Source organism: Bacteroides sp. HF-162, from assembly GCF_015679285.1.
In the GTDB taxonomy this organism is placed as follows: Bacteria; Bacteroidota; Bacteroidia; order Bacteroidales; family Bacteroidaceae; genus Bacteroides; species Bacteroides uniformis.
This window is the reverse complement of record NZ_CP064937.1, coordinates 1,475,350-1,491,137: the sequence shown is the minus strand read 5'-3', so window position 1 is coordinate 1,491,137 and position 15,788 is coordinate 1,475,350. Positions and strand designations below refer to the sequence as shown.

Below are 15,788 nucleotides of genomic sequence, written 5' to 3'. Positions count from 1 at the left end.
AGTAATATGCTAATGAGAGAATATACACATGCTTCTAATCAAATCCTCATCTGCCACATACGGCATCGTGATATGATAGCCATCTGCATGCGTACGGTTAAACTCTTCACTCGTCTCCATGGCATGAGGGTTACGCGCCCACGAACGGCGTGCCACACCACCCATCACATCCCACAGCATGGCGGAACGCAAGATTTCGTCTACCCGCTCACTACCGTCGCACACCATGCCGAAACCGCCGTTGATGGCTTTTCCGATACCTACGCCACCTCCATTGTGCAAGGCCACCAAGCTCATGCCACGCGCACAGTTTCCGGCAAAACACTGTACCGCCATATCTGCCATGACATTACTGCCGTCCTTGATATTGGATGTTTCACGGAATGGAGAGTCTGTACCGCTGACATCGTGATGGTCGCGTCCCAACATGATGGGGCCGACCTCTCCCTTACGCACCATTTCATTGAAGCGCAAAGCTATATTCATGCGTCCCACGGCATCCTGATAGAGAATACGAGCCTGCGTGCCGACTACCAGATTGTTCTTCTCCGCATCACGAATCCAATTGTAGTTATCCAAATCTTGCCCGCGACGTGTAGGGTCGATACATTCCATCGCCGCACGGTCGGTCTTCACCAAGTCTTCATGTTTTCCACTGAGACACACCCAGCGGAACGGACCATAACCATAATCAAACAATTCCGGTCCCATAATGTCTTCCACATAGCTGGGGAAAATGAAGCCGTTCTTATCGTCCCCGTCTCGCGCAATTTCGCTCACACCGGCATCGTAGACGGCTTTCATGAAGGAGTTCCCATAATCGAAGAAGTATGTACCGTGTTCCACCAGCCTCTTTATAGCCTTGAAATGACGCTCCAAGGAAACATTCACCAGGCACCGGAACTCCGACGGATTTTCATGCAGCATACGGGTACGCTGCTCAAACGTCAGTCCGACGGGACAGTAACCGCCCTCGTAGGTGGCATGGCAGGAAGTCTGGTCGGAAAGTAAATCTATGTGCAACTGCTTCTGCACCGCATATTCCAGCAAATCGACGACATTGCCGTGATAGGCCACAGAAACCGGGCGGCACTCATCCATCGCTTTTTGAGCCAGCGAGAAGGCTTCTTCCAGAGAATCCGTAACGTGTCCCACCCAACCCTGGGTATGGCGGGTTTCGATGCGGGAAGCATCCACCTCGGCAATGATTGCCGCCGCCCCTGCCATCTCGGCAGCTTTGGGCTGCGCACCGCTCATGCCTCCCAGACCGGAAGAAACAAACAAGCGTCCGCGCAAATCACCATCCTGCGGAATGCCCAGCTTCAGACGGCCCGCATTCAGCAGCGTATTAAAGGTGCCGTGCACAATGCCCTGCGGACCGATGTACATCCAGCCTCCGGCAGTCATCTGGCCGTAGTTGGCAACGCCCATCTGCATAGCGGTGTGCCAGTCCTTCTGATTATCATAGAGCCCCACCATCAGCGCATTGGTAATGATGACACGGGGCGCTTCGGGCTTGGATTTGAACAGTCCCAACGGATGCCCGCTTTCGATAACCAGTGTCTGCTCGCGCGTCAACACTTCGAGGTACTGCTTGATGAGCCGGTATTGCATCCAGTTCTGACAGACCTGTCCCGTCTCACCATAGGTAACTAATTCATACGGATAAAGGGCGATGTCGAAACAAAGATTATTGTCAATCATCACCTGGAAGGCCTTGCCTTCAATACAGTTCCCTTTGTACTCATCGATAGGTTTCGCTTTGAGGTCGCCCTGCGGGCGGTAGCGGTAGCCATAGATACGTCCACGTGTACGCAGTTCTTCCATGAACTCCGGAGCGAGGGTTTCGTGCAGCTCTTTGGGGATGTAGCGCAAAGCGTTCTTCAATGCCGTAGCCGTCTGCGCAGGGGTAAGGGTGTAGCCACGGTCGGGTGCCCGCCGGATACCCTCGACAAAGGAAGGATAGGAAGGCAATGTTTTACTTAAGGTTATCTCCATGTCCTATAAAGATTAAGGATTTACAAAATGTCAGCCCACGAGGGCTATATTTGCCGCAATATAGAAATAAATCCCGACATTCGCAATGGAATGCCGGGATTATTTATCTTTTAGTCAGAAACCAACAAAGAGGATTTCTATTTTAAAGCCATTTTATTGATTTTCATTATCTGATAGACACCCTCATAATCGGCGGCAAATCCGTCATCGGCTTTGCCCATATCGATTACTTCCAACTCTACGTATACCGGTTTTCCGTTTTTAACTCCTTTCGTCATATCATCATATTTTTGCATGAGTTCTCCGGTCTCATCCACAATCCAATAATCGGCAGAATCTCCTTCGGCTTTGAAGGAACGCACCTCATGGCCGATGACCAGCTCGCCTCTTACCGACAGAAGTTTCTTGGCAGGGGTAAGCACCGCAGCAGGTATTGTTTTTTGATTCAGAGCTTCATTGTTCCTGGCATATTTCAAGAGCAACTCTCCTCTTTTGAGAATCAGGCTGTCCTGCGTCAGTTTTTCTATTGTCAGCGTATCCGTGAAAGAAATATTCTGGTGATTGCCGATGCTGGTACCTGAAAGTAACAACCGGTTTCCTACTTTTTTCCATGCCTCATATTTCAAGGTGGCCATGTTAATGGAAGAGGCGCTTCCGTCCCTATCAAGAACGAAACCTTGTTGCATGCCGGGCATTCCCGGAACCGGCTCCACCCAGGAGCCTTCAATGGAGGCATTGTTGCAAGCAGCCAAAGCAACCATGCCAAGAACAGCAGTTAAATCTCTCAATCTTTTCATATCTCTTCTCTTTTTAAAACTATATTTCTAAACAAAGGAGCTCTTGTTTTTCCTCTATTCTCTTGCAAAAATAATGTTTTTACGGGAACTTCCACGCATCAAAGAATCTTTTCACGAAACAAATTATGAATATTTATTTGGAAATTATTCAAACTAGCATTACCTTTGCACCGAAATTCAAAAACGATATGAACCAGTACTTAACTACAAGATACAATACGCGCAATGCTGCATGGGGCAACAAGACCTTATGCGGCCACTTCATAGTGCACGTACATTGGTTCAGCGGATTCATTTAACTATCCTGCAATTTGCATCTTACTATTTTGCACTTCCCTTACCGAGAAAAGGAGGGAGAGATGCCGTGTATGGAGTTTCCGTTCGGAAAAACCGGACTAACCTATGTATTCACCCAAAAAAGAAAAAAACTTATGTTTACAATTATATCCATCATGTTTATAGGAATCGGTATCGGATACCTAATGCGTAATGTACAGATGTTGCAAAAAGTGGAGAAAAGCGCCTCGCTCACCATCTTACTGCTGCTCTTTGTACTCGGTGTATCCATCGGTTCCAACCGTCTGATTGTTGACAATCTGGGAAGATTCGGGTGGCAGGCCGCCGTACTGGCCTCACTGAGCATTACAGGCAGCATGCTAGCCTCACTGATGGTGTTTCACCTATTTTTTAAGAAAGGAGAGAAGAGATGAAGGGAAGTTTGATGGTTGTTGCATTTTTCTGTGCCGGCTGCCTGATGGGAGTAGCCAATGATTTTCAGTTCGACTTGCACGACTTATCCATGTATGTGCTCTATGCATTGATGTTCCAGGTGGGCATCGGCATCGGGAGCAACAAGCAATTGAAGGAGCTGGTCAAGAGTCTGCGGCCCAAAATGCTTTTGGTGCCGATGGCCACCATTGTGGGAACACTGTTGTTCTCCGCCTTCGCCAGTCTGCTGTTGAGCCAATGGAGTGTGTTCGACTGCATGGCGGTGGGTAGCGGATTTGCTTATTATTCGCTTTCCTCCATTCTGATTACGCAATTCAAGGAACCTTCCATAGGTCTGCAACTCGCCACGGAACTGGGCACCATCGCCCTGCTTGCCAATATCTTCCGTGAAATGATGGCTTTGCTGGGTGCACCGCTCATCCGGAAATATTTCGGCAAACTGGCACCTATATCGGCGGCAGGGGTCAATTCGATGGATGTACTTCTACCCTCCATCACCCAATATTCCGGAAAGGATGTGATTCCTATCGCTATATTCCACGGAATATTAATTGATATGAGTGTACCGGTATTCGTATCCTTCTTCTGCAATCTGTAAACAGCGGGCCGAAAAAGGAGGATAAGGCCTCATTGTATTCATACTTTAACAACGTGAACAACAGCGACTTCTCACTGCAAAGTGAGTGCATGCTTTTTGCAGTGATACTGCAACTGCTTTGCAGCGCGACTGCAACGGGTTTGCAGTGACGCTGCAAAAGGCGTGCAATGACTTTGCAGCCGGTCACCAAGCTACCGCATACTCGTAGCGGTCGAACTTAGGCTTGGTGCTTATGCCTACCGCCTTGAATACCCGGGCTATCCGTTGCTGTTCTTCGGGAGAGATAGGCCGCTCGCCCTTGCGGCAATGATAGTAATAGCGTTCGCAAGAGAAGCATCCCATCACGCGATGGCGCACGGTGAAAAGCAGCTTGGTGGGTACTTCGTCGAAAAGATGCGTCATACCGCGGGCATAGTGCAGCTGCTCGCTGGAGCGGTAACGGGCACAGGTGGAGGACCCGGACAAGCTGCTGACATAAAAAGGATTCACCGCACGAACGGACTGTGGTTGGGGGGGGTCACTCTCGGACAACAGTTGTGCCGCTATCGCCCGCAGGCAGGAAGAGGCTTTGGGGCACTTTCCGTTACCCGCAAAGCAGTATTCGTACCCATCGGGCACGTCTTGCAATAATATCATCTTATTAATGATTAATGGTTAGTGATTAATGGACGGAGTGCACGCAGATACTTGCCGATGACCTCTGCCGACTCGCTTGTTTCTTTCTCGAATTCGGCGTGCAGTGTCGGGTATCCGGCAAGCAATTGCATCATTCGCTCACGTCCCACGAACTCGGACTTTCCAGTTTCGGGATTCAGTTCGTAATAGACGCGGGCATGCACCAGTCCCGAAGCATTGATGGCGTCTCCCACTTCACCGCCCAATCGTGTGGCATCATCGGGAGTCATGGTACTGGTGGCTGCTTGTCCCACAGGCTGTGCACAGAAGTAAACCTTTCCACCGAGCCACATGGCAGGTGCATACCACTGCCCGAAGCGATAACGCTTATAGCGCATCTTACGGCAATTGACATAAAGCGAGGTATCTACCCGTACAGCATAACAACGGGACTTCAAATAACGGCAAAGACCGGGATTGTCGTCTACCGTAATACGATAATCGGCACCGCCCATGAGGTAAATCTGGTTCTTTGTACGCTTCTCAATCTTCAGTGTGGTAACCGTATCGCCACGGTTCTCCACCAACTCTTTCAGATTGGAATACATTACCTGTTGCGCCCCCACCGGCAAAACCGCCAGCAACATCAGAACGCCTGACAACCAACTCTTCTTCATATCCCAACCTCCTCTTTTCTGAAACTTTGTTTTAGTGAGCGAAAGGTACATTTTTTATCGGAAGTAGACAAAAAATCGCGGAAAAAACAATTGGAAATGTATATCTTTGCCTTAAACTTAACATGTATGGAGCAAATAAATACGATAGATAAAATCAGCGCCGTCTACCGCAACACGGCAGAAGAGGCAAGACAAGAACTGAATAAAGTACAACAGAAGATTTACCGCATCGGCAGCCTGCGCCTGCTGCTATTTGTGGCAGGAGTAGTAGGAATTATCTATTTCTGGAGCGAGAGCTGGGGTATACTGGCCTGCATTGCCCTCATCACCCTACTGCCGTTCCTATTTTTAATGAAATACCACAACCGGCTGTTCCATCGCAAGGACTATCTAGAAAAGAAGATGGAAATCAACGAGCAGGAACTCGCCGCTCTGGATTACGATACGTCTTCTTTCGATGACGGCGAAGCATACATCGACCCCACCCATCTCTACACCTATGATTTGGATGTTTTCGGTCCGCATTCCCTTTTCCAGTACATCAACCGTACCTGCACACAGCCCGGGAAACACCGCCTCGCCCACTGGCTGGGGAAACATCTCGAGAGAAAGGAAGAAATCATCCGCCGACAAGAAGCCGTCAGTGAACTGGCTCCGGAACTGAAATTCCGTCAGCGCTTCCGTATCCTCGGCCTGCTGTACAAAGGAAAAGCCGCCGATGAAACAGAACTGTGCCAATGGGCGGAAAGTCCGAGCATCTTCCGGAGCCGGAAATTACTGCGCCTCCTGCCGGTACTGGTGACGGGAGCCAACCTCATCTGCCTCGCACTCGTCATGGCAGGAATTCTGTCCGCAAGTATCTACGGCATCATCTGGACCTGCTTCGTCATCGCCGGCTTCGGCTTCACTGGCAAAGTCACCAAGATGCAGGCCATCTATGGCAAAAAACTGCAAATTCTCTCCACCTACGCCGCCCTGCTCCACCTCATGGAAAAGCAGCCTGCACAAGCCACCCTGCTCAAAGAGATAAGACAACAGATTGACGGAGAAAAACGGAAAGCCTCCCACTCCATCAGCAGGCTGAACAAGCTCATGGATGAACTCGACCAACGCAACAATGTCTTTATGTACGTCATTCTGAACGGCCTCTTCTTCTGGGAACTGCGTCAAATCATGCGCATTGAAGCCTGGAAAGAGCAATATGCCGCTGAACTGCCCGGGTGGCTCGATGCCATCGGACAAATGGATGCGCTCAACTCACTGGCAACATTTGCCTATAATCATCCGGACTATATTTACCCAAAGATAGTTCAAGCGGAAAGAAAGGGGAAAGGAAACCTAAATAAAGAAGAAGAAAGCAATTCTGAAACGGAAGCACCCATCAATGCCCCTTCCTCCTTCCGTCTCCGTGCCGAAGCCCTAGGCCATCCGCTGATGAACCGTGACCGCTGTGTCCGCAATGACATCGACATGGTGAAACGACCGTTTTTCATCATCATCACCGGCGCCAACATGGCAGGGAAAAGCACCTATCTGCGTACGGTGGGCATCAATTACCTCCTTGCCTGCATCGGCGCCCCCGTCTGTGCCCGCCAAATGGAAATATGCCCGGCCCGGCTCATCACTAGCCTGCGTACCTCGGATTCACTGAACGACAACGAGTCCTACTTCTTTGCCGAACTCAAACGTCTGAAACTCATCATAGACAAGCTGCAGGCAGGTGAGGAACTGTTCATCATCCTCGACGAAATTCTGAAAGGTACCAACTCCATGGACAAGCAGAAAGGCTCCTTTGCCCTTATCAAGCAATTCATGACTTTGCAGGCCAATGGCATCATTGCCACCCACGACCTACTGCTGGGAACACTCATCGACCTCTTCCCCGATGACATCCGCAACTATCGCTTCGAAGCAGACATTACGGACAATGAACTGACATTCTCCTACCGCTTGTGCCCAGGCATCGCCCAGAATATGAACGCCTGCTTCCTGATGAAAAAAATGGGGATTGCCGTTGCCGACTAATCCCCACCACAGTTAAAGTCAAGTCTAACGCTTTGACTTATTATGCTGTTTTACATTTCTCCAGGAAAGTAGACACTGCAACCGCATCGCTACCCGTATAGTAGCGTACGGAAGTTACCGGAGTATACGTGTAAGGCACAAACTGATACAACTGTACAGCCGCAAATTTATTGTCCTGAGAAATCATGACATCCATGCGCACATTTCCACTGCCGCTACTTTTTATTTCAGTCTCGCCATTCAGCTGTTCATTCTCAATCATATCTGTAAGTTTGCCCAAATATTTCAAATCGAAGAAAACACTGCGTTCCTTGGTCACACTGCCCGTCGGCAAATAGACCACTTCCTTCGATTTCCAAAACAGACGGAACACGCCAAGCAAGACGAATGCCGTACCCAGCACCATCAAAGCCATGCTGAGAGTGGAAGATTTATCACTCATCTCAAAAATGGATGCAAAAATAAAAACACCGACCAGCAGCATAGCTACTGAAAAGATAAGTCCTGAAACACTGGTACGCTTTACAATATCGGGATGTGAAGACGCAAAAAGAGTTGCGTCAATAGTTTGAGTTGCCATAATTATAATATGTTTTAATGAATTTATTAGAAATAGAAAATACAGTATTCCCCTGCAAAAACACATAGTCTGACCATACACAAGGGAAAAAGGAAGATTCAATAAAACACTAAATGAGAATACGCCTTAGTGTGAAAATGTAATATTCGCACACCGGCTGGCAACGATAATAGGCAGTGGCATCATAGAGTTTCTCACGATGCAGAGACAAAACAGCCGCTCGCTGGGCCAGTTTGTCAATCCAGTCCTTTAAAGAAAATATATATTCCGTGGTAGAAATACGCTGTATACGGGAGTACGTCAGCGAATGTAATTGTCCACCCATGCCCGCCAGCTCTGCATCCGGCAGATAAGGTAATTGAGGCATCGCAATATAGGCATCAGTCTGCTCATGTACGGCAATAGTATTCTCACTCACAACATTCCCCCCACTTGCCGCTTTATTTGCAAATGCATCGCTTGCAGTCTGCCATAAAGCCAATGCAAGCACCATGAATCCTATGAATCTTAAGAATTTAGCCATATCTATGTGCAAATATAACAGTTTCTACCAGGAATTTGTTTTGTGCACACATCTTTTAATGTTTCTTGGATGATTTATAGGAAAAAAAAGCCGTTCCAAACAAATTGGAACGGCTTCTATATATAAAAAGAATAGTTGAATTATTCAGCTTTAGCTTCCTCAGCAGCAGGAGCTTCGGCAACCGGTGCAGATGTTTCTGCAGCAGGAGCAGCTTCAGTAGCAGCGGCTTTCTTTGAACGGCGGGTACGAGTAGCCTTCTTGGCAACCTTTTCCTTAGCCATATTTTCGTTGTAGTCAACGAGTTCAATGAAGCACATTTCTGCGTTGTCACCCAAACGGTTACCAGTCTTGATAATACGAGTGTAACCACCCGGACGATCAGCAATCTTCACAGAGATTTCTTTAAACAGTTCAGTTACAGCATACTTGTCTTGCAAATTGCTAAATACAACACGACGGGAATTAGTCGTATCGTCTTTAGCCTTTGTAATCAAAGGCTCAACAAACTTCTTCAGAGCTTTAGCCTTTGCAACGGTCGTAGTGATTCTTTTGTGCTTAATCAAAGAACACGCCATATTAGCCAACATAGCGTTTCTATGAGAGGCAGTACGACCCAAATGGTTGAATTTCTTATTATGTCTCATTTTTTATTCTTTATCTAATTTATATTTAGAAATATCAGTTCCAAACGACAGATTCAGACTTTCCAGCAAATCATCAAGCTCGGTAAGCGATTTCTTTCCGAAGTTTCTGAATTTCAGCAAATCCGTCTTGTTGAATTGTACCAAGTCACCAAGAGTCTCTACATCTGCAGCCTTCAGACAGTTGAGGGCACGTACAGAGAGATCCATATCAACGAGCTTGGTCTTCAGCAACTGACGCATGTGCAATACTTCTTCATCAAACTCTTCATTGCCGTCAGCATCATTTGTTTCCAGCGTAATCTTCTCGTCAGAGAAAAGCATGAAGTGATAAATCAGAATCTTTGCTGCTTCTTTCAGGGCTTCTTTCGGATGAATGGAACCGTCGGTAGTAATCTCAAGTACCAGTTTCTCGTAGTCGGTCTTCTGCTCTACACGGAAGTTCTCTACCTGATACTTCACATTACGTATCGGAGTATAAATAGAATCGATAGGAATTACGTTCACATCGGTGCAATATTCGCGGTTTTCGTCAGCAGGAACATAACCACGACCTTTGTTGATCGTAATATCTATCTGCATAGTTGACTTTGAATCTAAATGACAAATAACTAATTCAGGATTTAACACTTCAAATCCAGTCAAATACTTACCTATGTCACCTGCTTTAAATTCACTTGAATTCTCGACCGTAATACTTACTTTCTCACTCTCGAATTCTTCAACTACTTGCTTGAATCTCACTTGTTTCAGATTCAAGATAATGTTAGTAACATCCTCTTTTGCCCCCGGAACACTGGAAAATTCATGCTCAACACCGTCTATCTTGATAGTAGTGATAGCAAAACCTTCCAATGAAGAAAGCAGGATGCGGCGCAGTGCATTACCCACGGTAATACCGAAACCGGGCTCCAACGGACGAAATTCGAATTTTCCGAATCTAGAGTCCGCTTCCAACATTAATACTTTATCAGGTTTTTGAAATGCTAATATCGCCATGAAATTAATTATTATTTAGAATACAATTCTACGATCAAATGCTCTTTAATGTTTTCAGGAATGTCTGCTCTTTCAGGTACATGCAGCAATTTGCCAACCTTAGAGTTATCATCCCATTCCAACCAAGGATATTTGCTATGGTTAAAACCAGCCAGTGAGTTAGCGATAACTTCCAATGATTTGGATCTTTCACGAACACCGATCACCTGACCCGGTTTTACTGCATAAGAAGGAATATTCACAACCTCACCGTCTACAGTAATGTGCTTGTGGCTCACCAACTGACGAGCAGCTGCGCGAGTAGGAGCAATACCCAAACGGAATACGATATTGTCAAGGCGACCTTCCAACAATTGGAGAAGGATTTCACCAGTAATACCTTTAGCAGTCTCAGCCTTCTCAAACAAGTTGCGGAATTGTTTTTCCAAAACGCCATAAGTATATTTAGCCTTCTGTTTCTCACGAAGTTGAACACCGTATTCAGAAGTCTTTCTCTTTCTGGAATTACCGTGCTGTCCGGGAGGATAGTTTTTCTTTGACAATACTTTATCTGCTCCAAAGATACCTTCACCGAATTTACGGGCTATTCTTGATTTTGGTCCAGTATATCTAGCCATTTCTTTTAAATATTTAATTGTTTATTCATGAACTTGGGTTTGTTGCAGCCGCGATTGCAGAGAGAAAGTTTACAATCCAATAACAAAATCAAGTCTCACTTCTATTAAAGGTAAATTTTAAACTCTACGTCTTTTCGGAGGACGACAACCATTGTGCGGAAGCGGAGTTACGTCAATGATTTCAGTAACCTCGATACCTGCACCGTGGATAGTTCTAATAGCAGACTCACGTCCGTTACCCGGGCCCTTCACATATGCTTTTACCTTTCTCAAGCCAAGATCGTATGCTATCTTAGCACAATCTTGAGCAGCCATCTGTGCTGCGTAGGGAGTGTTCTTCTTTGAACCTCTAAAACCCATCTTTCCGGCAGAAGACCAAGAAATGATCTGACCTTCGCTGTTTGCCAGAGAAACAATAATGTTGTTAAAAGATGAATGAACATGCAACTGTCCATTAGCATCAACCTTCACATTTCTCTTTTTTGCTGCAACTGTTTTTTTTGCCATATCAACAATTATTATTTAGTAGCTTTTTTCTTATTAGCAACGGTTTTCTTTCTACCCTTACGAGTACGGGCATTGTTCTTTGTGCTCTGACCTCTTACTGGAAGACCAATACGATGACGAACACCACGATAGCAACCGATATCCATTAAACGCTTAATGTTCAATTGAACTTCAGAACGAAGATCACCTTCAACCTTATACTCTGCACCAATGATCTCACGAATCTTGGCAGCCTGATCATCCGTCCAGTCTTTTACTTTCAGGTCTCTGTCAACACCTGCTTTATCCAAAATTTTTGCTGAACTACTACGACCTATACCATATACATAGGTCAACGCAATTTCACCTCTCTTGTTTTGAGGCAAATCGACACCAACTATTCTTATAGCCATATACTAAATTATTTTTTTTGCAAAAATAATAATATTATCCTTGACGTTGTTTATACTTAGGATTTTTCTTGTTAATAACATACAAACGGCCATTACGTCTAACGATCTTACACTCTGGCGTACGTTTCTTTAAGGATGCTCTTACTTTCATATCTTAATTTTATTTATATCTAAATACAATTCTTCCTTTCGATAAATCGTAAGGAGACATTTCGACTCTTACTTTATCCCCTGGCAGGATTTTGATGTAATGCATCCGCATCTTACCGGAAATATGTGCAGTAATCTCATGTCCGTTTTCTAATTCAACACGAAACATTGCATTAGACAATGCTTCAACTATAACTCCATCTTGTTCTATTGCAGATTGCTTTGCCATATTAATTTCTTAAATTGCTTTATCTCCTAATACTTCTTCAATGAACTCGAATGATGACAATATATCAGCTTCACCAGCACCGACTGCTATCGTATGTTCAAAATGAGCTGCACACTTGCGGTCTTTTGTCCTCACCGTCCAGCCATCACGCTCCATGAGTATTTGTCGGTTACCTAAAGTTATCATCGGTTCAATGGCAATGCACAAGCCTTTCTTCAGCATTGTCCCATAACCACGTTTTCCGTAATTGGGGACCTGAGGATCTTCATGCATTTCCTTGCCTATTCCGTGACCCACAAACTCACGCACCACACCATAAGAATTAGATTCGCAGTGCTGCTGTATCGCATAGCCGATATCACCCAACCGCTTGCCGTGAACGGCATTCTGTATCCCTATGTACAATGCTTCTTTAGTAACCTTCAGTAATTTGCGGACCTCTTCGTCAACTTCACCTACACAAAACGTATAAGCTGAGTCGCCACAAAAGCCATTCATGTAAGTACCACAATCAACAGACACGATATCACCGTCTTTCAATACCACATTATCTCCCGGAATACCATGTACCACTTGGTCATTTACAGATGTGCAAATAGAAGCTGGAAACGGATCACCATATTGATTAGGAAAACCTTTAAAGGTTGGAACAGCACCATTGTCTCTGATGAACTCTTCCGCTACCCTATCCAGTTCTTTTGTTGTCACTCCGGGCCTTATAACCTTAGCTATCTCAGCCAACGTCTTTCCAACAAGCAAATTACTTCTGCGGAGCAGCTCTATTTCATCTTCTGTTTTAAGAAATATCATTCTTCAAAAAAGATTAATATGCAGCTACATTACCACTGCGGCCTTTAATACGTCCGGATTTCAGCAAACCGTCATAGTGTCTCATTAACAAATGACTTTCTACCTGCTGGAGAGTATCAAGCACCACACCCACAAGGATTAACAAAGATGTACCGCCAAAGAATTGAGCAAACTCAGCTTTCACACCGAATATGCCGGCAAACGCAGGCATAATGGCAACCAAGGCCAAGAAGAAAGAACCAGGCAAAGTAATACGTGACATAATCACGTCAATATACTCGGCAGTTTGCTTTCCTGGCTTGATACCCGGAATAAAACCATTGTTTCTCTTCATATCTTCAGCCATCTGAGTCGGATTAATAGTAATTGCAGTATAGAAATACGTAAACAATATAATCAACACTGCAAAAATCAAATTATACCAAAAGCTTGTATGATCAGTCAATGCACGTACGAAACCGCTTGCATCATTCACATTCGAGAACCCAACAAGAGTGATAGGAATAAACATGATAGCCTGAGCAAAAATGATAGGCATCACATTAGCAGCATTCACCTTCAAAGGAATATACTGTCTAGCACCGCCATATTGCTTGTTACCCACAATCTTCTTCGCATATTGAACAGGAATCTTTCTAGTTCCCTGAACCAAAAGAATAGCGAATGCAATAACAACCAGCAACACAACAAGCTCAATCAGGAACATTACCAGACCACCAGTCTTGTCCGTCATACGGGAAATCAATTCCTGGAATAAGGACTGCGGCAGACGGGCGATGATACCAATCATGATAATCAGCGAAATACCATTACCGATACCCTTATCCGTAATTCTCTCACCAAGCCACAAAATAAACATACTTCCAGCCGCTAAAATAATGGTAGAAGTAAACATAAACAGAGTCCAATCTAATGAAGCATTTAAAGAAGGACCAGCCTGCATCTTAAGATTGAGCAAATAAGAAGGAGCCTGAACCAAAAGAATAAGAATCGTCAGATAACGAGTATATTGATTCATTTTTCTTCTACCACTCTCACCTTCGCGCTGCAATTTTTGGAAATACGGAACCGCAATACCCAGCAGCTGAATCACAATGGAGGCAGAGATGTACGGCATGATACCCAATGCAAAAATAGAAGCATTGGAAAATGCTCCTCCGGAAAACATGTTTAACAAGGCTAAAAGACCTTCGCTTGTCTGTTGATGCAATTGTGTCAGCATTGACGGATTGATCCCCGGCAAAACGACATACGAACCAAAACGGTAGATTGCCACAAACAATATGGTAATGAGGATCCGTTGTCTCAGATCCTCAATTTTCCATATATTCTTTAATGTTTCAATAGCTTTTCTCATTGAATTAGAGTTTTACTACTTGTCCACCAGCAGCTTCGATGGCAGCAACAGCAGTCTTAGAAAATGCATGTGCCTGTACATCCAACTTAGCAGTCAAAGTTCCGTTACCTAATACTTTTACCAACTGGCTTGCAGAAATGAAACCAGCAGCAATGAAGTCACTGATACCTACAGTCTGCAAGTTCTTTGCTTCAGCCAATTTCTGAATTGTATCCAAGTTGATAGCCTTATACTCTACACGATTGATATTTTTAAAGCCAAACTTAGGAACACGACGTTGAAGAGGCATCTGACCACCTTCAAAACCGATTTTCTTAGAGTATCCAGATCTTGATTTAGCTCCTTTATGACCTCTAGTAGAAGTACCTCCCAAGCCAGAACCCGGACCACGTCCAATTCTCTTTCTTGTTTTAGTAGATCCCTCTGCAGGTTTTAAATTACTTAAGTTCATATTGTAATTCGTTTTATATTCAACAAATAATTACTTAACAATGGTAACCAAGTGTTTAACCTTATCCACCATTCCAAGAATTGAAGGAGTACATTCGTGTTCAACCACACGATTCAACTTATGAAGCCCCAGTGCATCGAGAGTTCTCTTCTGATCAGCAGGAGCACCAATTCTACTTTTAACTTGTTTAATCTTTATAGTCGACATATTCTTCCTCCTTATCCTCTAAATACTTTTTCCATACTAACTCCTCTGTTCTGGGCAACCATACGAGCATCGCGCATTTCACTCAATGCCAAGATAGTAGCCTTTACCAAGTTGTGCGGGTTGGAAGAACCTTTTGACTTAGCCAAAACGTCTGTTACACCAACACTTTCCAATACGGCACGCATTGCACCGCCAGCAACAACACCGGTACCGTGAGAAGCCGGTTTAATAAATACTTCAGCGCCACCGAACTTTGCAGACTGTTCGTGAGGAACTGTACCTTTCAGTACAGGCACTCTTGTCAGGTTTTTCTTTGCAGATTCAACACCTTTGGCAATAGCAGCGGTTACTTCACCAGCTTTACCAAGGCCCCAACCGATGATGCCTTCTTCGTTTCCTACTACCACAATAGCAGAGAAACTAAAAGTTCTACCACCTTTGGTTACTTTGGTTACACGATTAATAGCAACCAATCTGTCTTTCAGCTCTATATCGTTTGTAATCTTAACTCTATTATTAAGTCCTGCCATAATGATTAAAATTTAAGTCCACCGTTACGGGCAGCATCAGCCACCTCTTTTACTCTCCCATGATACAAGTAACCATTACGGTCGAAAACAACAGTAGTAATACCTGCTTCCTGAGCTTTTTTCGCAATCAGTTCACCTACTTTAGCAGCTTGTTCCTTCTTAGGCATTTTTTCAGTCATACCCAAAGAAGAAGCGGCAGCCAATGTCTTACCGGACAAGTCGTCGATAATCTGAACATAGATTTGCTTGTTACTTCTAAATACACTCATACGCGGGCATTCAGTAGTACCTGAAATTTTGTTGCGTACTCTATATTTGATCTTAATTCGTCTTTCTATTTTTGTTGTCATAATAAT

The 15,788-nt window shown here is 44.9% G+C and carries 22 protein-coding genes; 3 read left to right on the top strand and 19 right to left on the bottom strand.

Annotated elements, in window-relative coordinates; genetic code table 11:
• Nucleotides 1-9: 9 nt before the first annotated feature.
• Together ITJ87_RS05830 and ITJ87_RS05825 are read right to left on the bottom strand one after the other, a co-directional pair.
• On the bottom strand, nucleotides 10-1,998 hold the full coding sequence (locus ITJ87_RS05830; RefSeq protein WP_117966510.1) for a urocanate hydratase: 1,989 nt from the start codon (nucleotides 1,996-1,998) through the stop codon (nucleotides 10-12).
• A gap of 137 nt (nucleotides 1,999-2,135) precedes the next feature.
• Entirely contained in the window at nucleotides 2,136-2,795 is a 660-nt protein-coding gene (locus ITJ87_RS05825) for a lipocalin family protein (protein ID WP_117966508.1), read from the bottom strand.
• A gap of 431 nt (nucleotides 2,796-3,226) precedes the next feature.
• Here ITJ87_RS05825 and ITJ87_RS05820 point away from each other — a divergent pair, with 431 nt between their 5' ends.
• Together ITJ87_RS05820 and ITJ87_RS05815 are read left to right on the top strand one after the other, a co-directional pair.
• A complete protein-coding gene (locus tag ITJ87_RS05820; RefSeq protein WP_005825664.1) occupies nucleotides 3,227-3,505 on the top strand; it encodes a LysO family transporter in 279 nt (92 codons plus the stop codon).
• Nucleotides 3,502-4,122 (top strand): lysine exporter LysO family protein, encoded by a 621-nt coding sequence (locus tag ITJ87_RS05815; protein WP_117966505.1) that lies wholly within the window; start codon nucleotides 3,502-3,504, stop codon nucleotides 4,120-4,122. The genes ITJ87_RS05820 and ITJ87_RS05815 overlap by 4 nt, the downstream gene beginning before the upstream one ends.
• Before the next feature lie 183 nt (nucleotides 4,123-4,305).
• Here the strand turns inward: ITJ87_RS05815 and ITJ87_RS05810 are convergent, their stop codons facing one another.
• The gene (locus ITJ87_RS05810) at nucleotides 4,306-4,758 is read right to left on the bottom strand and encodes a DUF6078 family protein (protein ID WP_117966502.1); all 453 of its coding nucleotides are present in this window, start codon (nucleotides 4,756-4,758) and stop codon (nucleotides 4,306-4,308) included.
• Between the two features lie 11 nt (nucleotides 4,759-4,769).
• Nucleotides 4,770-5,414, bottom strand: a complete 645-nt coding sequence (locus ITJ87_RS05805) for a DUF6563 family protein (RefSeq protein ID WP_034529315.1) — start codon at nucleotides 5,412-5,414, stop codon at nucleotides 4,770-4,772.
• A gap of 126 nt (nucleotides 5,415-5,540) precedes the next feature.
• Here ITJ87_RS05805 and ITJ87_RS05800 point away from each other — a divergent pair, with 126 nt between their 5' ends.
• Entirely contained in the window at nucleotides 5,541-7,439 is a 1,899-nt protein-coding gene (locus ITJ87_RS05800; RefSeq protein WP_117966533.1) for a MutS family DNA mismatch repair protein, read from the top strand.
• Between the two features lie 40 nt (nucleotides 7,440-7,479).
• On the opposite strand, the gene ITJ87_RS05795 is transcribed toward ITJ87_RS05800, so the two are convergent.
• The 15 genes from ITJ87_RS05795 to rplR all read right to left on the bottom strand — a co-directional run bounded on the left by ITJ87_RS05795 (nucleotide 7,480) and on the right by rplR (nucleotide 15,782).
• Nucleotides 7,480-8,019, bottom strand: coding sequence for a hypothetical protein (locus ITJ87_RS05795; RefSeq protein WP_005833536.1), 540 nt, complete (start codon nucleotides 8,017-8,019; stop codon nucleotides 7,480-7,482).
• A gap of 109 nt (nucleotides 8,020-8,128) precedes the next feature.
• On the bottom strand, nucleotides 8,129-8,542 hold the full coding sequence (locus tag ITJ87_RS05790; protein WP_117601013.1) for a hypothetical protein: 414 nt from the start codon (nucleotides 8,540-8,542) through the stop codon (nucleotides 8,129-8,131).
• A 140-nt stretch (nucleotides 8,543-8,682) separates the two neighbouring features.
• On the bottom strand, nucleotides 8,683-9,186 hold the full coding sequence (rplQ, locus tag ITJ87_RS05785; protein WP_117601012.1) for a 50S ribosomal protein L17: 504 nt from the start codon (nucleotides 9,184-9,186) through the stop codon (nucleotides 8,683-8,685).
• A 3-nt stretch (nucleotides 9,187-9,189) separates the two neighbouring features.
• On the bottom strand, nucleotides 9,190-10,182 hold the full coding sequence (locus tag ITJ87_RS05780; RefSeq protein WP_117601011.1) for a DNA-directed RNA polymerase subunit alpha: 993 nt from the start codon (nucleotides 10,180-10,182) through the stop codon (nucleotides 9,190-9,192).
• 11 nt (nucleotides 10,183-10,193) lie between these two features.
• Nucleotides 10,194-10,799, bottom strand: coding sequence for a 30S ribosomal protein S4 (gene rpsD, locus ITJ87_RS05775; RefSeq protein ID WP_005825685.1), 606 nt, complete (start codon nucleotides 10,797-10,799; stop codon nucleotides 10,194-10,196).
• 117 nt (nucleotides 10,800-10,916) lie between these two features.
• Entirely contained in the window at nucleotides 10,917-11,306 is a 390-nt protein-coding gene (rpsK, locus tag ITJ87_RS05770) for a 30S ribosomal protein S11 (protein WP_002558049.1), read from the bottom strand.
• Between the two features lie 11 nt (nucleotides 11,307-11,317).
• Complete coding sequence (gene rpsM / locus ITJ87_RS05765; protein ID WP_005941839.1) at nucleotides 11,318-11,698, bottom strand: 30S ribosomal protein S13; 381 nt, start codon at nucleotides 11,696-11,698, stop codon at nucleotides 11,318-11,320.
• 34 nt (nucleotides 11,699-11,732) lie between these two features.
• Entirely contained in the window at nucleotides 11,733-11,849 is a 117-nt protein-coding gene (ykgO, locus tag ITJ87_RS05760) for a type B 50S ribosomal protein L36 (RefSeq protein WP_002558051.1), read from the bottom strand.
• A 9-nt stretch (nucleotides 11,850-11,858) separates the two neighbouring features.
• The gene (gene infA, locus ITJ87_RS05755) at nucleotides 11,859-12,077 is read right to left on the bottom strand and encodes a translation initiation factor IF-1 (RefSeq protein ID WP_002558052.1); all 219 of its coding nucleotides are present in this window, start codon (nucleotides 12,075-12,077) and stop codon (nucleotides 11,859-11,861) included.
• A gap of 9 nt (nucleotides 12,078-12,086) precedes the next feature.
• Nucleotides 12,087-12,887, bottom strand: coding sequence for a type I methionyl aminopeptidase (gene map / locus ITJ87_RS05750; RefSeq protein WP_117601010.1), 801 nt, complete (start codon nucleotides 12,885-12,887; stop codon nucleotides 12,087-12,089).
• Nucleotides 12,888-12,900: 13 nt separating this feature from the next.
• Complete coding sequence (secY, locus tag ITJ87_RS05745; RefSeq protein ID WP_005825690.1) at nucleotides 12,901-14,244, bottom strand: preprotein translocase subunit SecY; 1,344 nt, start codon at nucleotides 14,242-14,244, stop codon at nucleotides 12,901-12,903.
• 4 nt (nucleotides 14,245-14,248) lie between these two features.
• Complete coding sequence (rplO, locus tag ITJ87_RS05740; RefSeq protein WP_005825692.1) at nucleotides 14,249-14,695, bottom strand: 50S ribosomal protein L15; 447 nt, start codon at nucleotides 14,693-14,695, stop codon at nucleotides 14,249-14,251.
• A gap of 30 nt (nucleotides 14,696-14,725) precedes the next feature.
• Nucleotides 14,726-14,902 carry a 50S ribosomal protein L30 gene (gene rpmD / locus ITJ87_RS05735; protein ID WP_004291222.1) on the bottom strand — a complete coding sequence of 59 codons (177 nt, stop codon included), beginning with the start codon at nucleotides 14,900-14,902 and terminating at the stop codon, nucleotides 14,726-14,728.
• A gap of 11 nt (nucleotides 14,903-14,913) precedes the next feature.
• Complete coding sequence (gene rpsE / locus ITJ87_RS05730) at nucleotides 14,914-15,432, bottom strand: 30S ribosomal protein S5 (protein WP_005825693.1); 519 nt, start codon at nucleotides 15,430-15,432, stop codon at nucleotides 14,914-14,916.
• A 5-nt stretch (nucleotides 15,433-15,437) separates the two neighbouring features.
• On the bottom strand, nucleotides 15,438-15,782 hold the full coding sequence (gene rplR / locus ITJ87_RS05725; RefSeq protein ID WP_005656518.1) for a 50S ribosomal protein L18: 345 nt from the start codon (nucleotides 15,780-15,782) through the stop codon (nucleotides 15,438-15,440).
• Nucleotides 15,783-15,788: the final 6 nt, after the last annotated feature.